Raw genomic sequence first — 22,493 nt, 5'->3', positions numbered from 1 at the left:
GAAGGATCGTGAGGCCGCTCAAAAGAAAAACGCCGTGAAGAGAGCGATCCCTTCACGGCGAATTCGGCATTTGCCCAGATAAAACCTGCCAAAATAAACCTGTCCCTAAATGGCAGGTAGGATGTCACACAGATTGTCGATGACAACGTCGGCGGCAGACTGGTCCAGGTTGACGCCCTCGTGCGGACGCAGCGCCAGGACGCGGGCGCCAGAGCGCTTGCCAGCCTCGATGCCCAGAGGCGAATCCTCGATAACCAGGCACTCGGAAGGCTCCACCCCCAGCGCCTCCATGGCACGCTGGTAGATCTCGGGGTCGGGCTTAAACGCACTGCACTCGTGACCGCTGATGGTGTAGTCCAGCACGTCGGCGATGCCGGCAATCTCCACCAGCTCGTCGATCAGCTCGCGATAGGACGAGCTCGCGATGGCACACTTCACGCCGCGCTCATGCAGCTCACGCATCACCGGCTCCGTTTGCTCGTTGAGAAGCTCGGCATACGGAACGGGGTGTTGCGGGCTGTAGACCTGCTTGTACTCCACGCGCAGGCGCTCACGCAGCTCAACATCGTCGGGCACCAGCGCCTTCCAGATGGCCGGCTCGTTAGACCCCGAAAGGTCGGGGATCTCGTCAAAGTGGAACCCCTTCTCTTCCATAAATGCCACGCGGCGACGGTTGTAGAACCACTCGGTATCGACCAGCACGCCGTCCATGTCAAACAGCACTGCCTTGATCATACGCTCCTCCTTCCACCTGCCAAAAAGGGACAGGTTTATTTTGGTAGGTTTTATCTGGGGTTTGCGGCGCGACAAACACGCCCCCAAAGCAAAAAGGGGACGGGGCGAAAACCCCATCCCCTCTCAATCAACCCGTAAGGTCTACTTACTTGTGATTAGTAGGAAAGCTTCCACATGTAGCGACGCATGGTCAGCGGGTGCTGACGGGCCTCAGCGATCTGGTTGCCATACTCGCGCATAACGGCGAGGTGCAGCAGCGGGTTGAAGTAGGTGACGACGCTCGCGGGCACGGCGTCAGCCAGGCCGTAGTCCTTGGAGTCGATCAGAGCGACCTTGGCGCCCATGCGCTTAAGGAAGGTGAGGGCGCGGGCGTCCATCGGACGGGTAGCGCCATCGGACATGAAGAAGACGTAGGGCTTACCCTCGGTGGAAACCTCGAACGGGCCGTGGAAGTACTCACCGGTGTTGTAGGCGGCGGCGTCGATCCACTGCATCTCGGTGAACAGGAAGGCGGCGTGAGAATAAGCCATCTTCTCGGAGGCACCGGAAGCCATGAAGTAGATCATCTTGTCGTCCTTGAAGTCCTGAGCGAACTGCTTGGCAAGACCCTTGGCGGACTGAGCGGCGTTCTCGCAGAGCTCGAAGACGTTGGTGAGGCCGGTGATCATGTCCTCGTAGTGCTCATAGCCCTCGGTCTGCTGAAGGATCTCGAGAGCAAGAGCGATGGCGTAGCCGGGCTTCTCGCACTTGGCAGCGTAGTTGGCGTGGAAGCCGTGGATGATGACGTGGTCGGCGTCGACGGTCAGAGCGGAGCCGGCCTTGTTGGTGAGGGAGACGACCGGGCAGTTGTGCTTCTTGGCGGTCTTGTTGGCCTCGACGGTCTCGGGCGTGGAGCCACCAAGGGAGCAGGTGATCACGAAGGTGTGCTCGTTGACCCAGGAGGGCGTGTCGTAGTTGAACTCGTTTGCGGTGAAGATCTGAACGTTCAGCTTGTCCGTGTTGTTGGCCAGGAAGTACTTGGCGGGGTAAAGGTCGGACATGGAAGCGCCGCAGCCAACGAAGGCGACGCTGTGGATCTCGTGGTTGGACAGGACGTCAGCGACGATCTGCTTAGGGAGGTTAAGGTCGATCTCGTACATCTGACACATTCCTTTCGATTTTTGCGGCGCCACTTTGCCGGACGTGCGCAGGATTACCGTGATTTGGACCGAGTCGCCGGCCCATTGAAGATGTGACATAGGGACTGTCCCTTTGACACATTTAGGGATGGAAGCCTGCCTGGGGTATGGGATGCCAGGCAGGCTCCCCGGGGAAAGCGGTTAGACGCTTGGGCGCGACTAGGCCAGGATGCCGGCCGCGGAGAGGGCGATGCCGCCCACGATGGCGATCACAAGAAGCCAACCGGTGTTGACGTTCTTCTTGATGAGCCAGTACATAAGGCCGGTGAGGCCAAGGGAAATCATCTGGGGCATCATGCCGTCCAGGATGTCCTGGATCACGACGGTGCCGTCAGCGAACTGCAGCGGGGTGGTAGCGCCGATCAGCGTAGCGATCATGCCGCCCACGGACATAAGACCCACGATGCCGCAGACATACATGAGCTTCTCCATGAGGTCGCCGCCCTGAAGCTTGCTCAGGTACTCGTGGCCGCCCTGATAGCCCATCTTGGCTGCGAACCAAGTGATCAGCACGGAAGGCACGATGGAGATGAGCATGGCCAGGATCGGGCCCATGATGGAGCCCTGCTGAGCCAGCTGAACGCCCAGACCAAAGGCGATAACGCGGATGGTGCCCTGGAAGAAGGAGTCACCAATACCGGAAAGCGGGCCCATGAGGGAGGTCTTGACCGCGTTGATCGAATCGGGATCGAAGTTCTCGGGATCCTTGGCGTACTCCTCCTCCATGGAGGCGGCGAGGCCCAGGACGAAAGCACTCGTCTGCGGAGTGCAGTTGTAGAACGCCATGTGACGGCGGTAAGCCTCTTTCTTGGCAGCGAGCTGCTTGGGGTCGGACTCATCCGGATAGAGGCGATCGAGCGTGGGAACCATGCCATAGAGGAAGCCCATGTTCATCTGACGCTCGTAGTTCCAAGAGGCCTGGATGGCCCAGGAGCGCCAGAAGAACTGGCTGACCTTCTTGTTCAGGGACACGTCCTTGGTTGCGGTTGCCATAGTGTGTTCCTCCTTAGTCTTCGTCGTCTTCGAGCGGATCGTAGTCGGAATCGACACCGGCGGCTGCATGGGAACCGTTGAACTTGAAGCCCATGAAGACGACAGCCAGGCACACACCGATCAGAGCGACCGCGATGACGGACAGGTTGAGGTAAGCGGCGAGCAGGAAGCCGATGAACAGGAACGGAGTCATACCCTTCTTGATCATCATGGTGAGCAGCAGGGCCAAGCCGTAGGCGGTCATGATCTTGGTCGAAACGTTAAGACCAGTGGACAGCCACTCGGGGACCATGTTGACGATGGCCTGAACCAGGTCGGTGCCAACAAAGACGGCGAGGAAGATCGGCAGGAAGTACATGACGGCGTACAGACCAGTGCCGACGCAGATGTGCATACGGTAGGCGGTCTTGAACTTTCCGTTATCGATCGCGCTATCTGCCACATGGGTGAGGGCGGCGATGATGGAACGGAACACGATGCCGAGGAGCTGACCCAGGACGGCGACCGGGATGGCGATCGTCATGGCAGTCTCGGCGGAAGCATCGGTCAGGCACGCAAAGGCAGCGGCCACGATGCCGCCCAGGACCATATCGGGCGGAACGGCAGCACCGACCTGCACCAGGCCCATGGACACGAGCTCGACGGCGGCACCGACGGCAAGGCCGGTGGGCACATCGCCCAGCAGCAGACCGACGAGCGTAGCGCCAACGAGGGGCTGCTCGAAGTTAAGACGACCGAGCAGGCGGGAGTCCCACATGCAGAACACGCCGACGAGGCCGACGAGCACCGCACTGATGAACGTATTCATACCCTTCTCCTTTCAGTCAGGCAAAAGCCTGGTTGACTACAGCTTGGCGTCGATGTCGACGCTCTGATACGTGGGGGTCTGCTGGACATAGAGCTTGATGCCCATGTCGAGCAGCTGGTTGATGTCGGCCTTCTGGGTGGCGTCGAGGAAGACGGAGCTGTCCTTGCCGCCGACCTGATCGGCACCGTCGTGGTTGGCGGTGGCGCCCAGGTTGATGGCGTCGAGCTTGTAGCCCTGGCAGAACTGCAGCATCTCGGCAGTGTTGCCAAAGACGAACATGACGCGCTCGCCGAGGGTGTTGAGCTTGTCCATCTTGGCGAGGGCACGCTCGACGGTGAAGACGTTCAGGCGCACGCCCTGGGGCTTGGCCAGCTTAAGAGCGCCCTTCTTGATGTCATCGTTGGCGGCAGCGTTGTCGACGACGATGATGCGCTCGGCCTGAACCTTGGTGGTCCAGGTAAAGACGACCTGGCCGTGCAGCAGACGGTAGTCAAGACGTGCGAGGACGATCTTGGCGGGACCGGAGCTGTGACGGGACGCCTTGGCCTTCTTGGCGGGAGCCGCGACGGCCTCGACCGGTGCGTTGGGGTTGGTCAGACCAGTGCGGGCCTCGTTGATGAGGGCCGCGAGCTCGGTGCCCTTGACGGGGGCGGGGCTCATAGCGAGCGTGAGCGCCAGCGGGATGTTGAAACCGCTGACAACCGTGAACTTCGTGCCGTTCTTGGAAAGCTCGACCATGCTGTTGTTGACCGAGCTGCCGAGCATATCGGTCAGCACATAGACGGTATCGTCCGCGTTGAACGTGGCGATCATGGCGTCCACCTTATTGGTGATGGGCTCCTTGTCGTCACGAGCAAGCGACACGACGTGGACGTTCGACACGTCGCCGAGAACCATCTCGAGCGTGTCTTTGGCGCCTGCGGCCAGGCCGCCATGAGATGCGAGAATGATCTGATTCATCTTGCCTCCTCCTTTTCGTTATGGTCATTATAACGTCTTATACGCTACTTATATTGATAATTAGTATAAAGACCGTTCGCGGTTAAAAATCGACCGTTTACGGGTTTAACGTACTCGAAAGGTTGGGGCTGGATAAGCGGACACTGGCTGGATAACCCCAGGTCGGATGCCGCACGCAATTCCCTATCGCACGAAGTACCAGGGACTTTCCTGTACGGTGGGCTCCAGCGCGATGCCGGTGCGTTCCTTAAACAGATCCATGTCCTGCGATTTCTCCGTCCACCACGCGTTGGGCTTAAAGGTCATGCTCTCAATGACATGGCCGACAAACACACTGTTGCGCAGCTTGGAGAAGTCGGTATTCATAATCAGGATGGACGCGAGCACCAGCACGATGCCCAGGACTTTGATCGCGCCGGCGGGCTCGGCGTAGACACCAATGCCCAGCAGTACGGTGACAACTGTCTCGAATGACATTACGACGGGAACTTTCGACGTCTCGAGCCCCATGGACAGACCCTGCATATATAAGATGTAAGCCACGGCTGTGGGGATGAGTCCAAAGCCAAGGAACAGCAGCAGCAGCTGTGGCGACATTGCCGCGGCGACATCTGGCCACGGAGCCGCGATAGCTGCCATAACCGCACCGCCAAAAACAAAGCCCCAAAACGTGACAGCCAGCGGGTGGACCGTCTTGGTTGCTATTCGGCTAAACACCGCGAGCGACGCACCGCAAAGGCCTGCAATCACGCCCGACGTGACGCCCCAAACCGAAAAATGAAAACCGGAAAGGTCGCCATTGGTCACTGCAAGTACACAGCCAACGATGTTAAAGACAATGGCAACGAGCTTATTAGGGGTCACGTCCTCGCGATAAAGCATGCGGCCGAGCATGACGCCAAACACCGGCGAGGTGTAGAGCAGCACCGAGGCCGTGGACATGCCCACCTCGCCCATGCACTCGTAATAGCAGGTGTTGGCGGCGGCCAAACCGACGATACCGACAAGCGCGCAGGGAACAAGCTCTTTAGGGCTTGCCTTGAACAGGGCCAGCGGACCCTGAGCCACGGTAGACCCCTCACCCGGGCGGCAGCCCATAAACATCAGGACCGGCGCCAAGATAAGCGCTCCGACCAACAAGCGAAAGGCAGCCATGCTCTGGGACGAAACGCCCATGGCCGAGATGCCGTTTACAAAGATTCCGATGCTGCCCCACATAAGCGCGGCGATCAGCACCAGCACATAGCCCAGATTGCTTTTCTTCAACGCAGCCTCCTCGGTATTGTTTCCAATATGTTTCATACTACGTTATAGTCGTTATATACATTTTTCAAGCCACAAATCGCCGAACGGAAAGATCTGCTCCCCCACATACTCATTGGGGACGTACTTAAACGACTAGCCATTGGGGACGTTCCTGAATGACTAGTCGTTTAAGTACGTCCCCAATGACTACCCAACGGCTAGGACTGTCCCCAACTGCCGGCAGAAAGGGAACGTCCTCAACTGCCACATCTGGACCAAGCCGACGCCGATGCTTTGGCAACGTCAGCGAAAACCCGCCAGAGCGGGCAAGGTGCCTTGAAACGAGGCGGCATTGACCTTCTGGTCATGCCGCCGAAGCTGAAAGGCAGATTGCCGCTCTGGCGGGTTTGCAGCGTCGAGCCGTTACGCGGTTTGGCAAAACCGCGTAACTCCTAGTAGTCCAGCTTCCACATATAGCGGCGCGTCATATAGTCCTTGTGGGTGACGGCAGAGAGCGCGCGCATGTAGACGTTGTTGAGGATCGGCGCGAAGATCAGGTGGTTGAAGTACTCGCTCACGCTGTCCTTGATGTCGTTGAGGCCGAGCTCCTTGGCGTCGAGCTGATAGACGCGCTCGCCACCGTACTGGTTGACGAAGCGGATGCCGCGCTCGTCGTTGCAGCGGCTGCGGCCGACGCTGATGAGCTGGAACAGCGAGGTACGCTTGTCCAGGATCTCGAAGGGGCCATGGAAGAAGTCGCAGGTGTTGATGGTGCAGGAGTCGATTTGCAGCATCTCCTGCACGTTGCAGATGCTAAAGACGTAGGCGGCACCAAAGAGCGGACCCTGAGCCATCACGTTGATGCAGGGCTTGTCGGCGTTCTGCTCGGCCCACTTGGCAGCAAGCGGACGGGTGTACTCGACGGCCTTGCGATAGATGGGGTCGACCAAGTCGAAGGCGGCCATGGCGGTCTCGTACTCGGCATAGCCCTCGGTCTGCTGCGTGAGCTCCATGGCGATCATGGTCACGACGGCGGAGTTGGTGCGGCCCATGCAGGACTCGTCGACGGCCAGGCTGTCGTACTGGATCTTGTAGTCGCAGACCTCGGTGAGGGCGGACTCGTCGACATAGATGGCGATGGTGCTGGCGCCGTGGTCCTTGGCCACCTGGGCGGCGACGATAGTCTCCTTGGTGCCGCGCATGGACACGACGACGGCCAAGGTGTTCTCGTTAACGTAGGCGGGCGTGGCGTGCACGAACTCGTTGCTGGTGTAGCTGGAGCTCACGACCTGCGTGGCCTCGTGCTCCATAAAGTACTGGGCAGGATAGTTACCGCCGTTGGATCCGCCGGCGCCAATCCACACGACGCGCTTGATGCCGCCCTTGTCTGCCTTGTCGGCCAAAACCTGGGAGACGACATCTTTAACCTGTTCCTGAGTAGTCATCGTGCATCAGCCTTTCTTCTCGTTTGATGCTCATCACAGGCATACAAGTTACATACATGTTTTGGTTATGTCGACTAGTTGTATGCTATATTTGTCTTAGAAATTTTGCTGCTGTGGTTTTCAGTAGCTCGCTACCAGCAGTTTTATTGTTTTATTTAATACATGCTTGCTTAGGTAAGCATACAGGTTAGATATAGGTTGGCAATATGGGCGTCACATCTAAAAAGAAACTGACCCAATACGAGCGCTTGGCGGGCACGCTGCGCGATCGCATCGCTGCCGGCACGTATGCGCGCGGAGACAAGCTGCCGTCCGAGATGGAACTCATGGACGAATCGGGGCTGTCACGCAGCACCGTACGCCACGCCCTTAAGGTGCTCGTTGATGAGGGCCTGGTGCGCACCGAGCGCGGGCGTGGCGCCTTTGTGGCCGACACGCCCGCGCTCCACGAGAACAACCTGGTGTTTTCGAGCTATACCAAGCAGGTCGAAGGCCAGGGCATGAAGCCCACCACGCGCACCGTGGACTCGGGCTTTGCCAAGGCGGCCGGCAGCATAGCTAAGTTCTTTGACGCCGCCGTGGGCAGCAAGCTCGTCAAACTTGTCCGCCTGCGCTACCTGGACGACGCGCCGCTGTGCCTGGAGACCACCTACCTGCCGCCAAGCTTCGAGACGCTCATCGATCGCGATATCAACGGTTCGCTCTACGCCACGCTGCGACAGGAGTTCCATCGCGCACCGGCACAGGGGCATAAGACCTTTGAGGTGTGCTACGCCTCGCAAAACGAGGCGTTTTTGCTCAACGTTGAGCGCGGACAGGCGCTGATCCTGATCACCGACTACGTCTACGATACCGACGGCCGACCGCTCCATGTCTCCAAGCGCATCCAACGCACCGACCGCGCCAAATACATCGAACCCATCGGCTAACCTGCCAAAATAAACCTGTCCCTAAATGGTAGGTTTGGGGAGGTCGGGGAACCAGGTTGGTTTGGGTTGGTTGGGCGTGCGCTCGGCTAGGACCAACTCCATCCAACACATGTCGTACCAGCGACCGAACTTTTGGGCGCAGCGATCGAAGGTGCCCACCAGGCGATATCCCATATGGGCATGGAAATCCTGGCTGTTGTGCGTCAGGTACTCGTCGTCCTTGTCGTGCGGCACGGCGATGAGCGCGCACATGTTGGTGATGCCCATCGCAATCAGGCATTGCTTGAGCGCATCGTGCAGCTTGCGGCCCAGCCCGCCGTGGCGCACATCGCGCGCCAGGTAGATCGACGTCTCGACCGACCAGTCGTATGCCTCGCGGCTGTTGAGCGGGCTCACATAGGCATAGCCTACCGGACGCCCGTCCAGCTCCATCACCAAATACGGGTAGCGCTTGAGCGTACGCTCGATACGCCCGGCGAACTCCTCAACGCTCGGCACCTCGTATTCGCAGGTAATCGCCGTCTGGCGCACATACGGCTCATAGATGGCAAGCAACGCCGGCGCATCGTCGGGCGTCGCCAGGCGAATCGTCGGCTCGGACATTTCGGTCATACAACCCTTCCCCCTCAAAAACAAAGGCTGCCCTGCACCAAGCTCAGGCGCAGGGCAGCCCCTTGTCATTACATCAGGCTACAGGACAGCCGCCAACGCGTCGATGTCCTCCTGCGTCGTGGCCCAGCTGGTGCAAAAGCGCACCACCGTGTGGGTCTCGTCGTACTTTTCCCAGTACTCAATCGAGGCATGCTCGCGAATGCGGGCCATGTCCTCGTTGGGCAGAATAACAAACTGCTGGTTGGTCGGCGTCTCCAAAAAGAACTGGTAGCCGCGCTCGTGCAGCACGCGACGAAGCGCCTGAGCGGTCTCAATCGCCTGGTGACCAATCTCAAAATACAGGCCATCGGTAAAAAGAGCCTCGAACTGCACGCCTGTCAGGCGGCCTTTGGCAAGCAGCGCGCCATGCTGCTTAATACGCGGAATGGGATGCGCCGGGGCGTGCATACCGCAGAACACCACAGCCTCTCCGCAGAGCGCGCCGCACTTGGTACCGCCGATGTAGAACACGTCGCACAGCTGCGCCAGCTCGGGCAGGGTAATGTCGCACTCATCGGCCGCCAGCGCATAGGCCAGGCGGGCGCCATCCACAAACAGCGGAATCTCGCGCTTCTGGCACACTGCGTGAATCGCCGCGAGCTCGGCCTTGGAGTACAGCGTGCCGTACTCGGTCGATAGACTCACGTACACGGCACCCGGAAACACCGTGTGCTCGTAGCTCTCGTTTTCGTAGAACACCTGGATATAGTTCTCAAGGTCCTCGGCGTGCATCTTGCCCTCGTAGCCGGGGATGGTGAGCACCTTGTGGCCGCCAAACTCGATGGCGCCCGCCTCGTGGCAGGCGACGTGGCCAGTCTCGGCAGCAACGACGCCCTCGTACGGCGCGAGCAGCATGTCGATCACCGTCGCGTTGGCCTGCGTGCCGCCCACCAGAAAAAACACGTCGGCATCGGGGGCCTGACAGGCCTCGCGGATAAGCTGCTTGGCACGCTCGGTATGTGCATCGGTACCGTATCCGGGCTGCGGCTCCATATTGGTGTCGACGAGCGCCTGCAGCACCGCCGGGTGTGCGCCGTGGGAATAATCGTTGTTAAACGCGAGCATGGCAATCCTCTCTTACCGGGTATCGGCCAGATGATTCAAACGGAGCTATTGTACGCCGCTGGGATAGGCAATGCGCGCGGCAAGGCACTCAAGTGCCAGCACCAGAGCAAAACCGCAGCTCACATCACTCAAAAAGTGCGCTCCAATCACGATGCGGCCAAACGCGACGAACGCCACAACCACAGCCACCGTCCAAAAGACCACACGACGGCGCGACGGCTTTTCCTTAAAGGCCGCTGCGGGAAGCCCGGCGAGCATAAGGCCAATCGCCGCGTGCGCCGTGTGTCCGCTCGCAAACGACTTAAAGCCGTCCTTGACTACACCGGCGGCAATATAGACCCACTTGTCGGGGTTGCCGATTACCCACCACGGCTGAAACTCGAGCCCCGGCGTCACCTCGACCACGCGCATGCGCGGGCGCGACCACAGCGGCTTGACGATCACGTTGAGGATGATGGCCTGAGCGACCCACACGGCAAGCACCATGAGCGCCCAGCGTGTGAGCTCGTCGGGCTCGGTCGTGCGCGTGAGGCGATAGACGATAAGGTTGGCGACGATGGCCAGCACAAACGTCAGCACCAACTGAGCCACGATGAGTTTGCCGCCAACCCTCAGGGACGAAACGATCTCGTAGCCGGTCAGGCCAACATTGACGAGGATGCCGAGCACGGCGAGCCATTTGCTCCCCCTGGAGTCGGGACGCACCGCGCGCACGAGCATAACGCCCGCGACGCTCGCCGTCAGCTCAAACGGCAGCTCGCCGGCCGCCTCGATAAAGCGGCCGTACATACTGCCGATGTTGAACAGCGCGCTCGAGATCTGATAATCGAAGAAACTGCCCACGCCCAGGCAGAGGGCAAGGATAGCCGCGATAGCAGCGGCATCTTTCTTATAGATGTACCCGAACATGCTTTCCTTTCGATGGGACCAGATTGCCCAAATGGGGCGTTTACGGCGTCGACCCGTTAGTCATCGTCGGACGTGCCCAGCTGCTGCAGCAGCATGAGTGCCGCGGCCACGGGGCCGGTGCCGTCGTTGGCGTCGAGACCGCGACCCAGGCCGCTGCCCGCGCCGGCGCCCGCCTTGTAGGGCACCGACAGTTTGCGGCTCTTGGGGAAGTTCACCGCACCATAGCGGGTCTTAAGCTCATAGGCCACCTTCTTGGGAACGTCGACGCCCAAAAACGTGATGCGACCGCCGCTGAGCGTAACGCTCTCGAGCCCCAGGCGCTCGCCGCGAATGCGGATTCGCGCGCGATTGAACAGGTTGAGTCCCGCCAACGGCAGCTCGCCATGCGCGGCCTCGGTCTCTTCCTGCACCTCGTCGATGCTCTCCAGGTCCCCGGCCGCCGCAAGCTTACGGTATACGAGCACGCGCTGATCCACCGCCGGCAGGTACTCCTCGGATAAGAAGTAGTCGGCCGGCAGGTTGATGCCCACGCTCGCCGCCTCCACACCGGCATCGTCGTCGCCGCGCGCCTCGGCCACGGCCTGACCCAGCATCTGCGTAAACAGGTCAAAGCCCACGCTCGACAGATTGCCGTGCTGCTCGGCGCCCATGAGCGATCCGGCGCCGCGAATCTCCAGGTCGCGCATGGCGATACGCATGCCACTGCCCAGGTCCTGGAACTCGGAGAGTGCGGTCAGGCGCGCCGTAGCCTCCTCGGTGAGCGGCAGCTCGCCCGGGAACATAAAGTACGCGTAGGCTTGCGTGGCAGAACGGCCCACGCGGCCCTTGAGCTGGTAGAGCTGTGCCAGGCCCAAGCGCTGCGAATCCTCGATGATGAGCGTGTTGGCGGTCGCGTTGTCTATGCCGCTCTCCACGATGGTCGTGGCGATGAGCACGTCGATCTTTTTGGTCGCGAACTCGATCATCACGTCCTCGACCTCGCGCGGGCTCATCTTGCCGTGCGCCACGCCCACGCGCGCCTCGGGCGCGGCCTCGTGCACGCGTGCCACGGCGTCGTCGATGGTCTTGACGCGGTTGGAGACGTAGTACACCTGGCCGCCGCGGCCCACCTCCAGGCGAATCGCCGCGCTCACCACGTCGGGGTCGTACTCCCCCACGTGCACGATCACGGGACGGCGCCCGGTCGGTGGCGTGGTGATCAGGCTCATGTCGCGCACGCCGCTCGTGGCCATCTGCATGGTTCGCGGAATAGGCGTGGCCGAAAGCGTGAGCACGTCAATCTGCTCGCGCAGGTTTTTGAGCTGCTCCTTGTGCTGCACGCCAAAGCGCTGCTCCTCGTCGATGATCACCAAACCCAGGTTCTTGGGGTTCACATCGGCCGAAAGCAGGCGATGCGTGCCGATGAGCACGTCGATCGTGCCCTCGGCAAACGCCTTGAGCGCGCGCTTCTGCTGCGCCGGCGTGCGAAAGCGGCTGAGCACCTCGACCTCGAGGCCAAACGGGGCAAAGCGCTCAAAGAAGGTCTCGTAGTGCTGTTGGGCCAGAATGGTCGTGGGGCAGAGCACCATGACCTGACGGCCGGAGTCCACGCACTTAAACGCCGCGCGCAGGGCGACCTCGGTCTTGCCAAAGCCCACGTCGCCGCAGAGCAGGCGGTCCATGGGCTTGGGCGCCTCCATGTCGGCCTTAATATCGGCGATAGCCTCCAGCTGGTCGCGCGTCTCGTCGTAAGGAAAGCTCTCCTCCATCTCGATTTGCTCGGGCGTGTCGGGCGGGCAGGCGATACCGGTAATCGACGAGCGGCGCGTATACAGATCGACCAGGTCAAACGCCAGCTTTTTGGCGTTCTTGCGCGCCTTGTTGGTGGCACGCGTCCAGTCGGCGGTGTTGAGCCTAGTCAGGCGCGGCTTGTCGCCGTCGGGACCAACATAGCGCGTGATGCGGTCGAGCTGCTCGAGCGGCACGTAGAGCTTGTCGCCATCGGCATATTCCAGCAAAAAGTAGTCGCGCTCCTTGCCGCCCACTTCCTGGCGCGCGATCTCGCTAAAGAGCGCGATGCCGTGGGTAGCGTGCACCACGTAGTCGCCCGGCTTAAACGGAAACGTGATCTGCGTAATGTCCACCTTGCGACGGCTGCGCGCGCGGTTGGCGTCCATGCGGGCATTGAGATCGGCGATCGAGAACACGGCTAGGTTGGCATCGGGCACCACCACGCCCTGCGGCAGGGCAGCATCCACAAAGGTCACGCGTCCGCGCGAGATGGTGGGTACGGAAGCACCGGCGGCAGCCTGGGCGGCGCCCGCCTCGAGCGAGCGGGCGTTGAGTGCGTCGACGCGGCGCTCGCGGATCGAGGCATGGGCCTCCTGGCGGGCAGCACGGTCGGCAGAATCTGCCGCTGCCACGCGTACGCGCTCGCCAATAACACCGGCGTTTTCGGGGGCGGCCGTCAGCGACTCCTCAAAGGTAATGCCCTCGTCGCCAAAGGTGAGCTCCATCGACTCGCGCGCTCCGCGGTCGGGAATGGCAAACACGCAGGCATAGCGCTTGCCCACGACTTCCTGAACGCGCGTCATAAAGCGGTTGTCCGAGCCCGCGATAGCCGGCTGCTCAATCTTGAGCTCTGCCGTAGCCGCACCGCCGGCGCGGATCAGGCTCACGTAGTTCAGGCGCTGCTGAGCACCAAAGTCGAGCTGCTGGGCGCGCACGTACAGGCCGTCCAAGCGGTCAATCCCCGCCTCGCCGGCGCGCGCCTCGATATCCTCGTAGGCACGCAGGCAGTCGTCGAACAGCGAGCGCGGCTCGGACAGAACCACAAGCGCCTTGCCGCTCACGTGCGCCAACGGGCTCACGGTCTGGCCGTACATCACCGGCAAAAAGCGGTCGAGCTCGGGTGTGACGATGCGCGCATCAACCATCTCGAGCAGCGCCGCCAGCTTGCTGTCGCTCTGGCTTGCGCGATAGAGCGCCACGTGCATGTTGTGAACGGCTTCGTCGGTAAGCGCCAGCTCGCGGCACGGGAAGATCTCGATGCTGTCCTCGTTGCCGATGGTTTGGCCCGTAGAGCTCACCATACGGCGAATGCGATCAATTTCGTCGCCAAAGAACTCAATGCGCACGGGCGCTTTCTCTTGTGCGGGGAATACCTCGACGGTGTCGCCGTGCACGCGGAACAGGCCGGGTGCGTCGGCGGCGCCGGCATTGGTGTAGCCCATGCCCACCAGGCGCTGCGGCACTTCGTCAAAAGGAATCTCCTCGCCCACCGCAAAGGTCGTGGACTCCCAGTAGCGGCTCTCGACTGGCGGCACGCAACGCAGCAATGCACGGGCCGAGGCAACCATGATGCAGTTGTCCCCGCGCACGATACGCCCCAGAGCCTCGCAGCGCTGCGCCACCACGGCATCGTCGGGCGCCTGCTCGCGCCACGGATAGTCCTTGCGCTCGGGAAAGCGGCACACGTGCGCCAGGCCCACGTAGGCGGCAAGGCTGCGCGCGGCGCGATCGGCCGCGTCCTCGCCGCTCACAATGTAGACCGTAGGGCGCGGGCGGCGCGCAAACTGAGCAGCCGCCATAAGCGTGCGGCCCGACTGCGACACGGCCAGCGTCACATCCTCGCCGGCGTCGAGCCCGGCCTCGACGGTCTGCAAGGCCTCGGCAGTGTAGAGCTGCGCGGCTATACGGTGAATGAGCATGCTGTTCCTCCGGCATCGCAACGCCAAAAGCCCGCCGGGGCAAGCTCGGCGGGTCGTGCGTCAAAAGTATTGATTATCATGGTAGCGCATGAGGTGAACACGCCAGCGCACGCCAAACAGCTACCCCAAAACGCGCATGCTCGGGCAAAGATCTGCCAGCGGGCACTCGTCGCACTTGGGTTTGCGGGCATCGCAGATCTCGCGGCCAAAGGTGATCCACTGGTGGTTGACCGACTCCCAATACTCGTGCGGCAAGATCTTGAGCAGATCCTGCTCGGTCTTGAGCGGCTCTTTGGCGTGCGTCTTGGGACTCAGCATCAGACGGTGCGCGATGCGGTTGACGTGCGTATCGACCGCGATGCCCTCGACAATGCCAAACCCCACGTTGAGCACGATGTTCGCCGTCTTGCGCCCAACGCCCGGCAGCTTGACAAGCTCCTTCATGTCGGCCGGCACCTCGCCGCCGTAGTCGGCGACAATCATCTGTGCGGCCTCAACGGCGTGCTTGGCCTTGCTCTTATAGAAGCCGAGCGACTTAATGGTATCTGCCACATCGGCAACGCTCGCCCCCGCCATGGCCTCGGGCGTGGGCCACTGGGCAAACAGCTTCGGCGTCACCTTGTTGACCTGCGCGTCGGTCGTCTGCGCCGAGAGCAACACCGCTATGAGCAGCCTATAGGGATTCTCGTGGTCCAAAAAGCACTCAACCGGGCCATAGCGACGGTTAAGGCGCTCGCACACCTCAACGGCGCGCTCGCGCTTGGCGGCATTGGTCTCGCGTGGCATAACGACTCCTCGGATTGGCGGCATAACTTACCTATGGGCACGATTGTCCCACGTATGGGGTCTTTACGCCTCCAAAAATGCGCCGGTCTGGCGGCCCCACAAGCTTGCGTACTCGCCGCCTGCCTCGACAAGCTGCGCATGCGTACCGTCCTCGACAATCTCGCCGTCCGCCAGCACCACGATGCGGTCGAGCGCCGCCACGGTGGACAGGCGATGTGCCACCACAATGGAGGTACGGCCGCGCATCAGGTTCTCAAGCGCCTCCTGCACCAGCGCCTCGGACTCGCTATCCAGGGCAGAGGTCGCCTCGTCGAGCACCAGAATCGGCGCGTCGGTGAGGATGGCACGGGCGATGGCCACGCGCTGGCGTTGGCCGCCCGAAAGCTTAACGCCGCGCTCGCCCACCATGGTGTCAAAGCCCCGGGGCAGGCGGTCGATAAACTCCAGGGCATTGGCCAAGCGGGCCGCCTCGCGGATCTGTTCGTCGGTGGCGTCGGGGCGGCCGTAGGCGATGTTCTCGCGAATGGAACGGTGAAACAGCAGTGCCTCCTGCGGCACGTAGGCAACCTGGCGGCGCAGGCTCTGCTGCGTGCAGCGCGAGACATCCTGACCGTCCACGAGTACGCGACCGCCCTGTACGTCGTCCAGGCGCAGCAGCAACTTGGTGAGCGTCGTCTTGCCCGAGCCCGATTTGCCCACCAGGCCCACGCGCTGACCCGCCGCCACATGGAGCGTCAGGTCGTCGAACACGCTCTCGCCCGCCGCGGCGTCACGGTATGCAAAGCTCAGGTGCTCAAAATCAATCGCGCCCTCGCCCACCTTGAGCTCGGGAGCGTTCTCGTCGTCTGCCACCAGACGCGGCTCGTCCAGCACGCGCGTCATCTCGGCCGCATCGCCCAGCGCGCGGTTGATGCGCTGCATCATGGAGCTTACGTAGTTCAGGCGCATGGTGAGGTTGTACGTATAGGTAAAGATCATGACGAGCGCGCCGGCAGAGATGCCAAACCACGCGTTGCCGCCCACGACGAACACGCTCACCACGGCCATGGTGATGACGATAAGGCCCGAGGTCGTAAAGTTGCGCTGCATCATGGCGTGCATCGAAACCGTCTCGGCGTCGCGCGCGGCGCGGTCGGCAGCATCGAACAGGTCGCGCTCAAAGTCTTCGCGCCCGCAGGTCTTGACGGCCAGGATGTTCGTGACCGCGTCGGAAAGCACGCCCGACAGCTTGTTCTGCGCGGCGGACGTCGCGGCCGAAAGCGGCATGATGCGCTTATACATGAGCCAGACAAACGCAATGTAGACGACCATAATGCCCACCAGGATCACGGTAAACGTCGGCACCACCGGAGCGAGCGCCGCCACCGTGCAGACAACCGAGGTGACAGTGGGGATGAGCGAATACACCGTCACGTCCACCAACCCCGTGTAGCCGCTCATAAAACGGCTCGTCTGGCTCACAAGCGATCCGCCAAAACGGCTGGTGTGGAATGTCATGGATTGATTGGAGAGCGTGTCGAAGCACAGGCGCGCCAAGTGATAGTTACCCGCAATCTCGAGCTTGTAGACGGTGTAGTCCTGCAGCTTGGAGAGGATTTGGCCCACTAGGTTAACGAGCACGAGCGCCAGAATGTAGGGGCCAAAGACCTCAAACACCCGGTCGCCCGCCACGGGGCCGGCCTGGACGCGGTCGACGATAAGCGCCATCACGTAGGTGTTGGCAAACGTGAGCAAAAAGATGTAGCCCGCCGACGAGAGCACCGAGAGAAAGACGATCAGCGGCTGCGTGCGCGTGACGTCCCAAAAACGCTGTAGCGTGCGGCGCACGGTTGAGCGTTTGAGCGGACTGGTGCTTCTCTGTGACATGGGCTTCCTTTCACATCTGGCGGGGCTAAACGTCATTGTTGCATACTAAAGCGCACTTCAGGCAAGCACGATGCGAAAAGCAGCGGGGTGCCCGCGTTTGCGCCGGCGCCCCACCGTCTTGTTGTAATTATTCCTCGTCTTCTTGGTCTGTGAGAAGGCCCGCGGGCGTGAGTCCCAAGATCTCATCAGCTTGGTCGGCGTCTTCCAGCGCGTCGATGTCCTTGAGTTTGCGCTCCATGACGTTGGTGCGCGTGGTGATGATGCCCTCGACCGTCTTTCCCGCGGTCTCGATTTGCTGCTGGGCGCGGCGCAGCGCCGCCTGATAGCGCGGCAGCTCGGCCTTGACGGCAGAAAGCACTCGCAGCACGTCATCGGTGCGTTTTTGCAGACTAAACGTCTGGTAGCTCATCTGTAGACTGTTAAGGATAGCCGCCATGGTGCTGGGACCGGCAACGTTGACGTGATAGTCGCGGCCCAGGGTCTCGATAAGTCCCGGACGACTGACAACCTCGGCGTACAGCCCCTCAAACGGCACGAACATAATGCCAAAGTTGGTCGTTGCCGGCACACTCAGGTACTTTTCGCAGATGTCCTTGGCCTCGCGCTTGACCATGGCGTCGAGCGTCTTACGCGCAGCGGCGACGGCCTCAGCGTCACCCGACTCCTGGGCGTCGAGCAGATGCTCATATGCGTCACCCGGGAATTTGGAGTCGATCGGCAGCAGCACGGGATCGTCCTCGTCTACTGGCAGCTTGACGGCAAACTCAACGCGCTCCGAGGCGCCGGGCTTGGTGGCGACGTTTTCCAGATACTGGTCGGGCGTGAGGATGTCCGCCAGGATTGCACCCAGCTGCACCTCGCCCAAAATGCCACGCGCCTTTACGTTGCCCAGCACGCGCTTAAGGTCGCCCACGCCGGTGGCGATGGACTGCATGTCGCCCAGGCCCTTGTACACGGCCTCGAGCTGGTCGCTCACCTGCTTAAACGATGCCGACAGGCGATCGTTGAGCGTGCGGGAGAGCTTCTCGTCCACCGTCGCGCGCATCTGATCGAGTTGCACGTTGTTATCTTTGCGGATAGCACCCAGCTGGGCATCGACCGTCTCGCGCACCTTGTCCAGGCGGTGCTCGATGCCCTCGCGGTTGGCACCGAGTTGTTGGGCCGTCTCGCGGCGCAGGTCATCCATCCGGTCACCAGCTTGCGAAAACTCGCGTGCGATGTTCAGGTAACGTTGCTGCTCCACGGCCGCATCTGTCGTCTGCTGCTGCGCGATGGCATTGGCCGTGCGGCGGGTTTCTGCCAGCGCGACGTTCAGGGCATCGAGCGCGTTGTTGGCCTGCTCGAGTGCCGCCAGCGCCTCCGCACCGCCATCGCTGCGCTCTCGCAGCTCGGCGCGAAGACCCTTGAGCTGCAGGGCGCAAGCCACAGCCACTCCTACCGCTACCAAGGCGATCACGACCAGCACAATATCAACAGCAGACATAGACTCCGCCCAACAAACCCAATCGAACAATAATCGAACCGCAATCAATCTTACCCTGTCATATGCAGCGCGTGGCCGGCGGCGCATCAAGTTACCTTTGCGCTATGAATACTGGCACGCTAACTCTCCCAGCCGGCGCGGATGGTTGTTACGACATCGCCCAGGCGCTGGCCGAGAGCTGTTAAATGTTGGAGCACTTCGCTGGGCGAAGCGCCGTTGAGAATGCACGTAAGGGCATATGAGGCCAAGAAGATTGCCGCGAGTCCCAACGGGATCAGCACGATCATCGCCAGCGTACGCAGGCGCTGGGCCCAGCGACGGCGACGCGCACGACGCTTGTCGAACGCAAGCTCCTGCGCATATGAATCTTGCTGTACGGAATAGGCTCCTGGGTCCACCTCACCCGCAGACGATACCGCGGGCGCGGCGTTTTGCGCAGGAGGCTGGACGGCTGCCCCTTGCATTTGCATCTCCATAAGCCGCTGCTGTTGGCGCAGCATGCGCTCGGCTTGTTGCTGCGGGGTCTCAAGAAACAGATCCATGTTGGCCTCCTCAATAGGAGCATTCGATGCTTGCGCCCAGCATCCCGCACCATCGCGGCCGCGGCAACGAAATCCGCGGCAATAGCCGCAAAGATTCTTTTGTCAGAAAACTGTCGAAAAGTTCAACAACTCCCCTACCAGCACTTTCTTTGAGCTTTTTTCGCCAGCAATCTTTTGCCCTCTCGCCCTTGCACCATCCGACCAAAACCTAACCAAAAGCTTGACGGAAATTGTGAAGACAGGGACCCCAAACAAAACGTGCCGCCCCAAAAGGGGCGGCACACAAACTAATCTATGAGCCAAAACTCGTTGGCAAGCCCGCGCCGTCAGAACCGCGGCGCATGCCTTTGCCTCGCGCGACCCTGCGAAGCCGTGAGCGAGAGGGAAAGGGATGCGCCGCGGTTCTGACGCCCGGAGCGGCGAGGCCGGCAGTTGCCCTGCGGAGCCGTAAGCAAGAGGCAAAGGTATTCCCCGCCCTGCGCTCCGCAGCAGCCAGCGCCACGCGCTAGTAGTTCACCACCTGCTCCTCAAAGTACGCCTTGGGATGGTTGCAAACCGGGCACACCTCGGGCGCCTTGGCACCAACATGCAGGTGCCCGCAGTTCAGGCACTTCCACACCTTTACGCCCTCGCGCTCAAACACCTCGCCCGATTCAATGCGCTCGACGAGCTTGTTATAGCGCTCCTCGTGAGCCTTCTCGACAGCGCCAACGCCACGGAACTTCGCAGCAATCTCGGCAAAACCCTCCTCTTCGGCGGTCTTGGCGAACTCGTCATACATCGTGGTCCACTCGTAGTTCTCGCCCGCGGCGGCATCGCGCAGGTTGTCCAGCGTATCCGGAACAGCACCGTCGTGCAGGTACTTAAACCACAGCTTGGCATGCTCGGACTCGTTGCCCGCCGTCTCTGCAAAGATATTCGAAATCTGAACGTAGCCGTCCTTTTTGGCCTTGGATGCATAGTAACGATACTTGGTGTGCGCCTGGGACTCACCGGCAAAAGCGGTCTCGAGGTTCTTCTTGGTTTGAGAATTCTCAAAATCCATAGGTGTACTTCCCTTCAATACGCGCCGCCCACAGACTTTGAGCGGTATTGTCTTTAGGATACCCTCATGCCGAGAATCTAAACCTTACTATCCTGTTCTGCAAATTCGCGTCATCACACACTCAGCCAGCGCTCGCCTTCGGCACGACAAAAGCCTTCGCGCTCCAGGTCGGCAAGAATGCCCGCAATAAAATCGCAACCAACCGGTTCGCGACCCGCTGCGGCCTCCATCTTGTTAACGCCTGCAACAGCTTCAACAAGCGTTATGCCCGCCGGCTGTCCGTCGCGAGCTGCAAGCAGCATGCGCACGATATGGGCACGCTTTTGCCGACGCGAGCCCTCAAACTTGGACTGGCGGCTGTAGCCCGCCGAGCGCCTAGACGGATTGGGCAGCGTCTTTTTAAGATACGCGCCGTAATCCAGCAGCGCGTAATACCACACGCGCGGCGTATCGGCATCGTCGAGCGGCACGGCAAAGGGAGCGACCTCATCCGCCGCCGCACCGGGCGCCGCCGGGCAGGCCGCCTGGATCAACGGCACCAGCTCGCGGTCGGGAACAGACGGAACGTCAGGAAAAAAGTGATGCAGAAAGACCGTGCGCACATTGGTCTCCAGGTACACTCCCGGAAGATCAAACGCAAACGACCGAATGCCCTGCGCCGTTGCGGGCCCAATACCGGGCAGCGCGACCAGGTCGCGTGTATCACGCGGAAACTCCCCATCCCAGTCCTCCACGAGTCGCTGCGCGGCCTTATGGAGCGCCAAAGCACGGCGGTTGTAGCCCATGCCCTGCCAAGCGTCCAAAACATCAGAAGGAGCGGCCTGGGCGAGAGAATGCACGGTCGGAAAGCGGTCGAGCCATGCCGGCATGCGCGTCTCTACGCGTGGAACCTGCGTCTGCTGCAGCATGACCTCGGAAAGCCAGATGATGTACGGGTCGCGTGTGCGGCGCCACGGAAGGTCGCGATAACGCAGAACCCCTTCCGAACGAATCATCGAACGAAAGGGGTCCTGAATCATAGCTATGCTCCTTATGCGGCGCTACTCCTCCCGGCAAGCACACGCGCAAACGGCATACTCGGGAAAGGCGTCGCGGTCGGCGAACTTGGGATCGACGGCTGGGAACTGGCGGCGAGCGACGACATCGTCCAGCGAAACGGAATCGAGGTAGTCACGCATCAGCGCCTGGGCCCCAGCCCACAGGGGATGATAGCAGCACGTGCCCCTGCGTGCACAGTCGCCATCGAGTGCCGTGCAATCATTCATAACCATAGGGCCCTGAACGGCCTCGACGACCTGACGGATAGTGACCTCGCTCGGGTTGACCTTAAGACGCATACCGCCGTGGACGCCACGCAGGCTCTCCACAATACCGGCCTGAACCAAACCGTGTTGGATCGAACGGGCAAACGAATACGGAACATTGACCTCTTCGGCAGCAGTGCGAACAGAAAGCAACCGCTCCGGCTCCTCGGCAAGCATCGCAAGCATGCGGAGGGCATAATCAGTCTTCCTCGATATGTCCATGTTTCCCCTTTCAAGGAATACGAACAGCTCGAACGGGCTCCGGGGCCGAGCTTACGTCGAGACGCTAAATAACCGCCGGGACAACCAAATAGTGAATTAGATGTCCGCTGAAGGTCGAATCCAAAGCAAATTACATCAGACTAGGCCTGCAGTGGAATTTAGTATAACCTAACCCCCTGTTTCATTGAACGAGTGTTGCGCAACAAACCCCCCTTGTTTAAACCGATATACTTAATTCTCTTCCGCATCTCGGAAACAAGGAGCTGAATGAAAGGGACGGCCGAGCGGTTGTCCTATTAAACGCAAAAAGCCACGTCCGAAGACGTGGCTTTAATTGCGTTGGCGGGAAGTACGGGGCTCGAACCCGCGACCTCCGACGTGACAGGCCGGCGCTCTAACCAAACTGAGCTAACTCCCCAGGCAGTCGTTCGCGTTTGTTTCCGCTCGCGTGCGCTGCGGGGATTAGTATACACAGAAGTCTGTTCGCCGCGCAACAACTTTTTTGAAAATATTTTTTGGGTCCCTCCGGGAGGGTCTCCGGGGCCGGCTGGCGCGGGTTAAGTTTGTCGCGAGTTCCGCACGCAAAGGAAAGCACTTAATGTGCTTTCCGTCTTGCGCAGGACTGTAGAGCAGCAAAC

20 protein-coding genes and 1 tRNA gene are annotated in these 22,493 nt (G+C 60.9%); 2 read left to right on the top strand and 19 right to left on the bottom strand.

The features are described from left to right. Positions 1-105: 105 nt before the first annotated feature. From ACTQV3_RS05860 to ACTQV3_RS05830, 7 genes are all read right to left on the bottom strand, one after another. Positions 106-735, bottom strand: a complete 630-nt coding sequence (locus ACTQV3_RS05860) for an HAD family hydrolase (RefSeq protein ID WP_441067339.1) — start codon at positions 733-735, stop codon at positions 106-108. Between the two features lie 155 nt (positions 736-890). Beyond that, positions 891-1,874 carry an SIS domain-containing protein gene (locus ACTQV3_RS05855; protein ID WP_441067341.1) on the bottom strand — a complete coding sequence of 328 codons (984 nt, stop codon included), beginning with the start codon at positions 1,872-1,874 and terminating at the stop codon, positions 891-893. A 198-nt stretch (positions 1,875-2,072) separates the two neighbouring features. Then, positions 2,073-2,906, bottom strand: a complete 834-nt coding sequence (locus tag ACTQV3_RS05850) for a PTS system mannose/fructose/sorbose family transporter subunit IID (protein ID WP_154518549.1) — start codon at positions 2,904-2,906, stop codon at positions 2,073-2,075. A 13-nt stretch (positions 2,907-2,919) separates the two neighbouring features. Beyond that, positions 2,920-3,714, bottom strand: a complete 795-nt coding sequence (locus ACTQV3_RS05845) for a PTS mannose/fructose/sorbose/N-acetylgalactosamine transporter subunit IIC (protein WP_154518546.1) — start codon at positions 3,712-3,714, stop codon at positions 2,920-2,922. 36 nt (positions 3,715-3,750) lie between these two features. Continuing rightward, a complete protein-coding gene (locus ACTQV3_RS05840; protein ID WP_427719486.1) occupies positions 3,751-4,674 on the bottom strand; it encodes a PTS mannose/fructose/sorbose transporter subunit IIAB in 924 nt (307 codons plus the stop codon). 183 nt (positions 4,675-4,857) lie between these two features. Next, on the bottom strand, positions 4,858-5,940 hold the full coding sequence (locus tag ACTQV3_RS05835; RefSeq protein WP_427728920.1) for a DMT family transporter: 1,083 nt from the start codon (positions 5,938-5,940) through the stop codon (positions 4,858-4,860). A 431-nt stretch (positions 5,941-6,371) separates the two neighbouring features. Then, positions 6,372-7,364, bottom strand: coding sequence for an SIS domain-containing protein (locus ACTQV3_RS05830; protein WP_117648180.1), 993 nt, complete (start codon positions 7,362-7,364; stop codon positions 6,372-6,374). Between the two features lie 206 nt (positions 7,365-7,570). Here ACTQV3_RS05830 and ACTQV3_RS05825 point away from each other — a divergent pair, with 206 nt between their 5' ends. After that, positions 7,571-8,293 (top strand): GntR family transcriptional regulator, encoded by a 723-nt coding sequence (locus ACTQV3_RS05825; RefSeq protein WP_154518535.1) that lies wholly within the window; start codon positions 7,571-7,573, stop codon positions 8,291-8,293. A 21-nt stretch (positions 8,294-8,314) separates the two neighbouring features. Here the strand turns inward: ACTQV3_RS05825 and ACTQV3_RS05820 are convergent, their stop codons facing one another. The 8 genes from ACTQV3_RS05820 to ACTQV3_RS05785 all read right to left on the bottom strand — a co-directional run bounded on the left by ACTQV3_RS05820 (position 8,315) and on the right by ACTQV3_RS05785 (position 19,284). Next, positions 8,315-8,905, bottom strand: a complete 591-nt coding sequence (locus tag ACTQV3_RS05820; protein WP_427793957.1) for an N-acetyltransferase family protein — start codon at positions 8,903-8,905, stop codon at positions 8,315-8,317. Positions 8,906-8,983: 78 nt separating this feature from the next. Then, positions 8,984-10,009, bottom strand: coding sequence for a threonine aldolase family protein (locus ACTQV3_RS05815; RefSeq protein ID WP_441067343.1), 1,026 nt, complete (start codon positions 10,007-10,009; stop codon positions 8,984-8,986). A gap of 45 nt (positions 10,010-10,054) precedes the next feature. Then, positions 10,055-10,918: a phosphatase PAP2 family protein gene (locus ACTQV3_RS05810; RefSeq protein ID WP_441067345.1), complete on the bottom strand. Its 864-nt coding sequence runs from the start codon at positions 10,916-10,918 to the stop codon at positions 10,055-10,057. A 56-nt stretch (positions 10,919-10,974) separates the two neighbouring features. Continuing rightward, positions 10,975-14,607, bottom strand: a complete 3,633-nt coding sequence (gene mfd, locus ACTQV3_RS05805; protein WP_441067347.1) for a transcription-repair coupling factor — start codon at positions 14,605-14,607, stop codon at positions 10,975-10,977. Between the two features lie 120 nt (positions 14,608-14,727). Then, positions 14,728-15,393, bottom strand: a complete 666-nt coding sequence (nth, locus tag ACTQV3_RS05800; RefSeq protein ID WP_427719497.1) for an endonuclease III — start codon at positions 15,391-15,393, stop codon at positions 14,728-14,730. Between the two features lie 63 nt (positions 15,394-15,456). Further along, positions 15,457-17,259 (bottom strand): ABC transporter ATP-binding protein, encoded by a 1,803-nt coding sequence (locus ACTQV3_RS05795; protein ID WP_441067349.1) that lies wholly within the window; start codon positions 17,257-17,259, stop codon positions 15,457-15,459. Between the two features lie 127 nt (positions 17,260-17,386). After that, positions 17,387-18,742 (bottom strand): DNA recombination protein RmuC, encoded by a 1,356-nt coding sequence (locus ACTQV3_RS05790; protein WP_441067351.1) that lies wholly within the window; start codon positions 18,740-18,742, stop codon positions 17,387-17,389. Between the two features lie 119 nt (positions 18,743-18,861). Further along, entirely contained in the window at positions 18,862-19,284 is a 423-nt protein-coding gene (locus tag ACTQV3_RS05785) for a hypothetical protein (RefSeq protein ID WP_154518493.1), read from the bottom strand. Between the two features lie 26 nt (positions 19,285-19,310). Between ACTQV3_RS05785 and ACTQV3_RS05780 the strand changes: the two genes are divergently transcribed. Continuing rightward, positions 19,311-19,496: a hypothetical protein gene (locus ACTQV3_RS05780; protein WP_427794497.1), complete on the top strand. Its 186-nt coding sequence runs from the start codon at positions 19,311-19,313 to the stop codon at positions 19,494-19,496. A 293-nt stretch (positions 19,497-19,789) separates the two neighbouring features. On the opposite strand, the gene rbr is transcribed toward ACTQV3_RS05780, so the two are convergent. The 4 genes from rbr to ACTQV3_RS05760 form a co-directional block, all read right to left on the bottom strand. Further along, positions 19,790-20,329 carry a rubrerythrin gene (gene rbr, locus ACTQV3_RS05775; protein WP_154518486.1) on the bottom strand — a complete coding sequence of 180 codons (540 nt, stop codon included), beginning with the start codon at positions 20,327-20,329 and terminating at the stop codon, positions 19,790-19,792. A 113-nt stretch (positions 20,330-20,442) separates the two neighbouring features. Continuing rightward, the gene (locus tag ACTQV3_RS05770) at positions 20,443-21,348 is read right to left on the bottom strand and encodes an adenine glycosylase (protein ID WP_441067353.1); all 906 of its coding nucleotides are present in this window, start codon (positions 21,346-21,348) and stop codon (positions 20,443-20,445) included. 21 nt (positions 21,349-21,369) lie between these two features. Further along, positions 21,370-21,855 carry an RrF2 family transcriptional regulator gene (locus ACTQV3_RS05765; RefSeq protein WP_154518481.1) on the bottom strand — a complete coding sequence of 162 codons (486 nt, stop codon included), beginning with the start codon at positions 21,853-21,855 and terminating at the stop codon, positions 21,370-21,372. A gap of 340 nt (positions 21,856-22,195) precedes the next feature. Further along, positions 22,196-22,273 (bottom strand) — tRNA-Asp (locus ACTQV3_RS05760). Positions 22,274-22,493: the final 220 nt, after the last annotated feature.

This window comes from Collinsella sp. LCP19S3_A7 (assembly GCF_052121995.1).
GTDB lineage: Bacteria > Actinomycetota > Coriobacteriia > Coriobacteriales > Coriobacteriaceae > Collinsella.
This window is presented reverse-complemented; position numbering and strand designations above follow the sequence as displayed.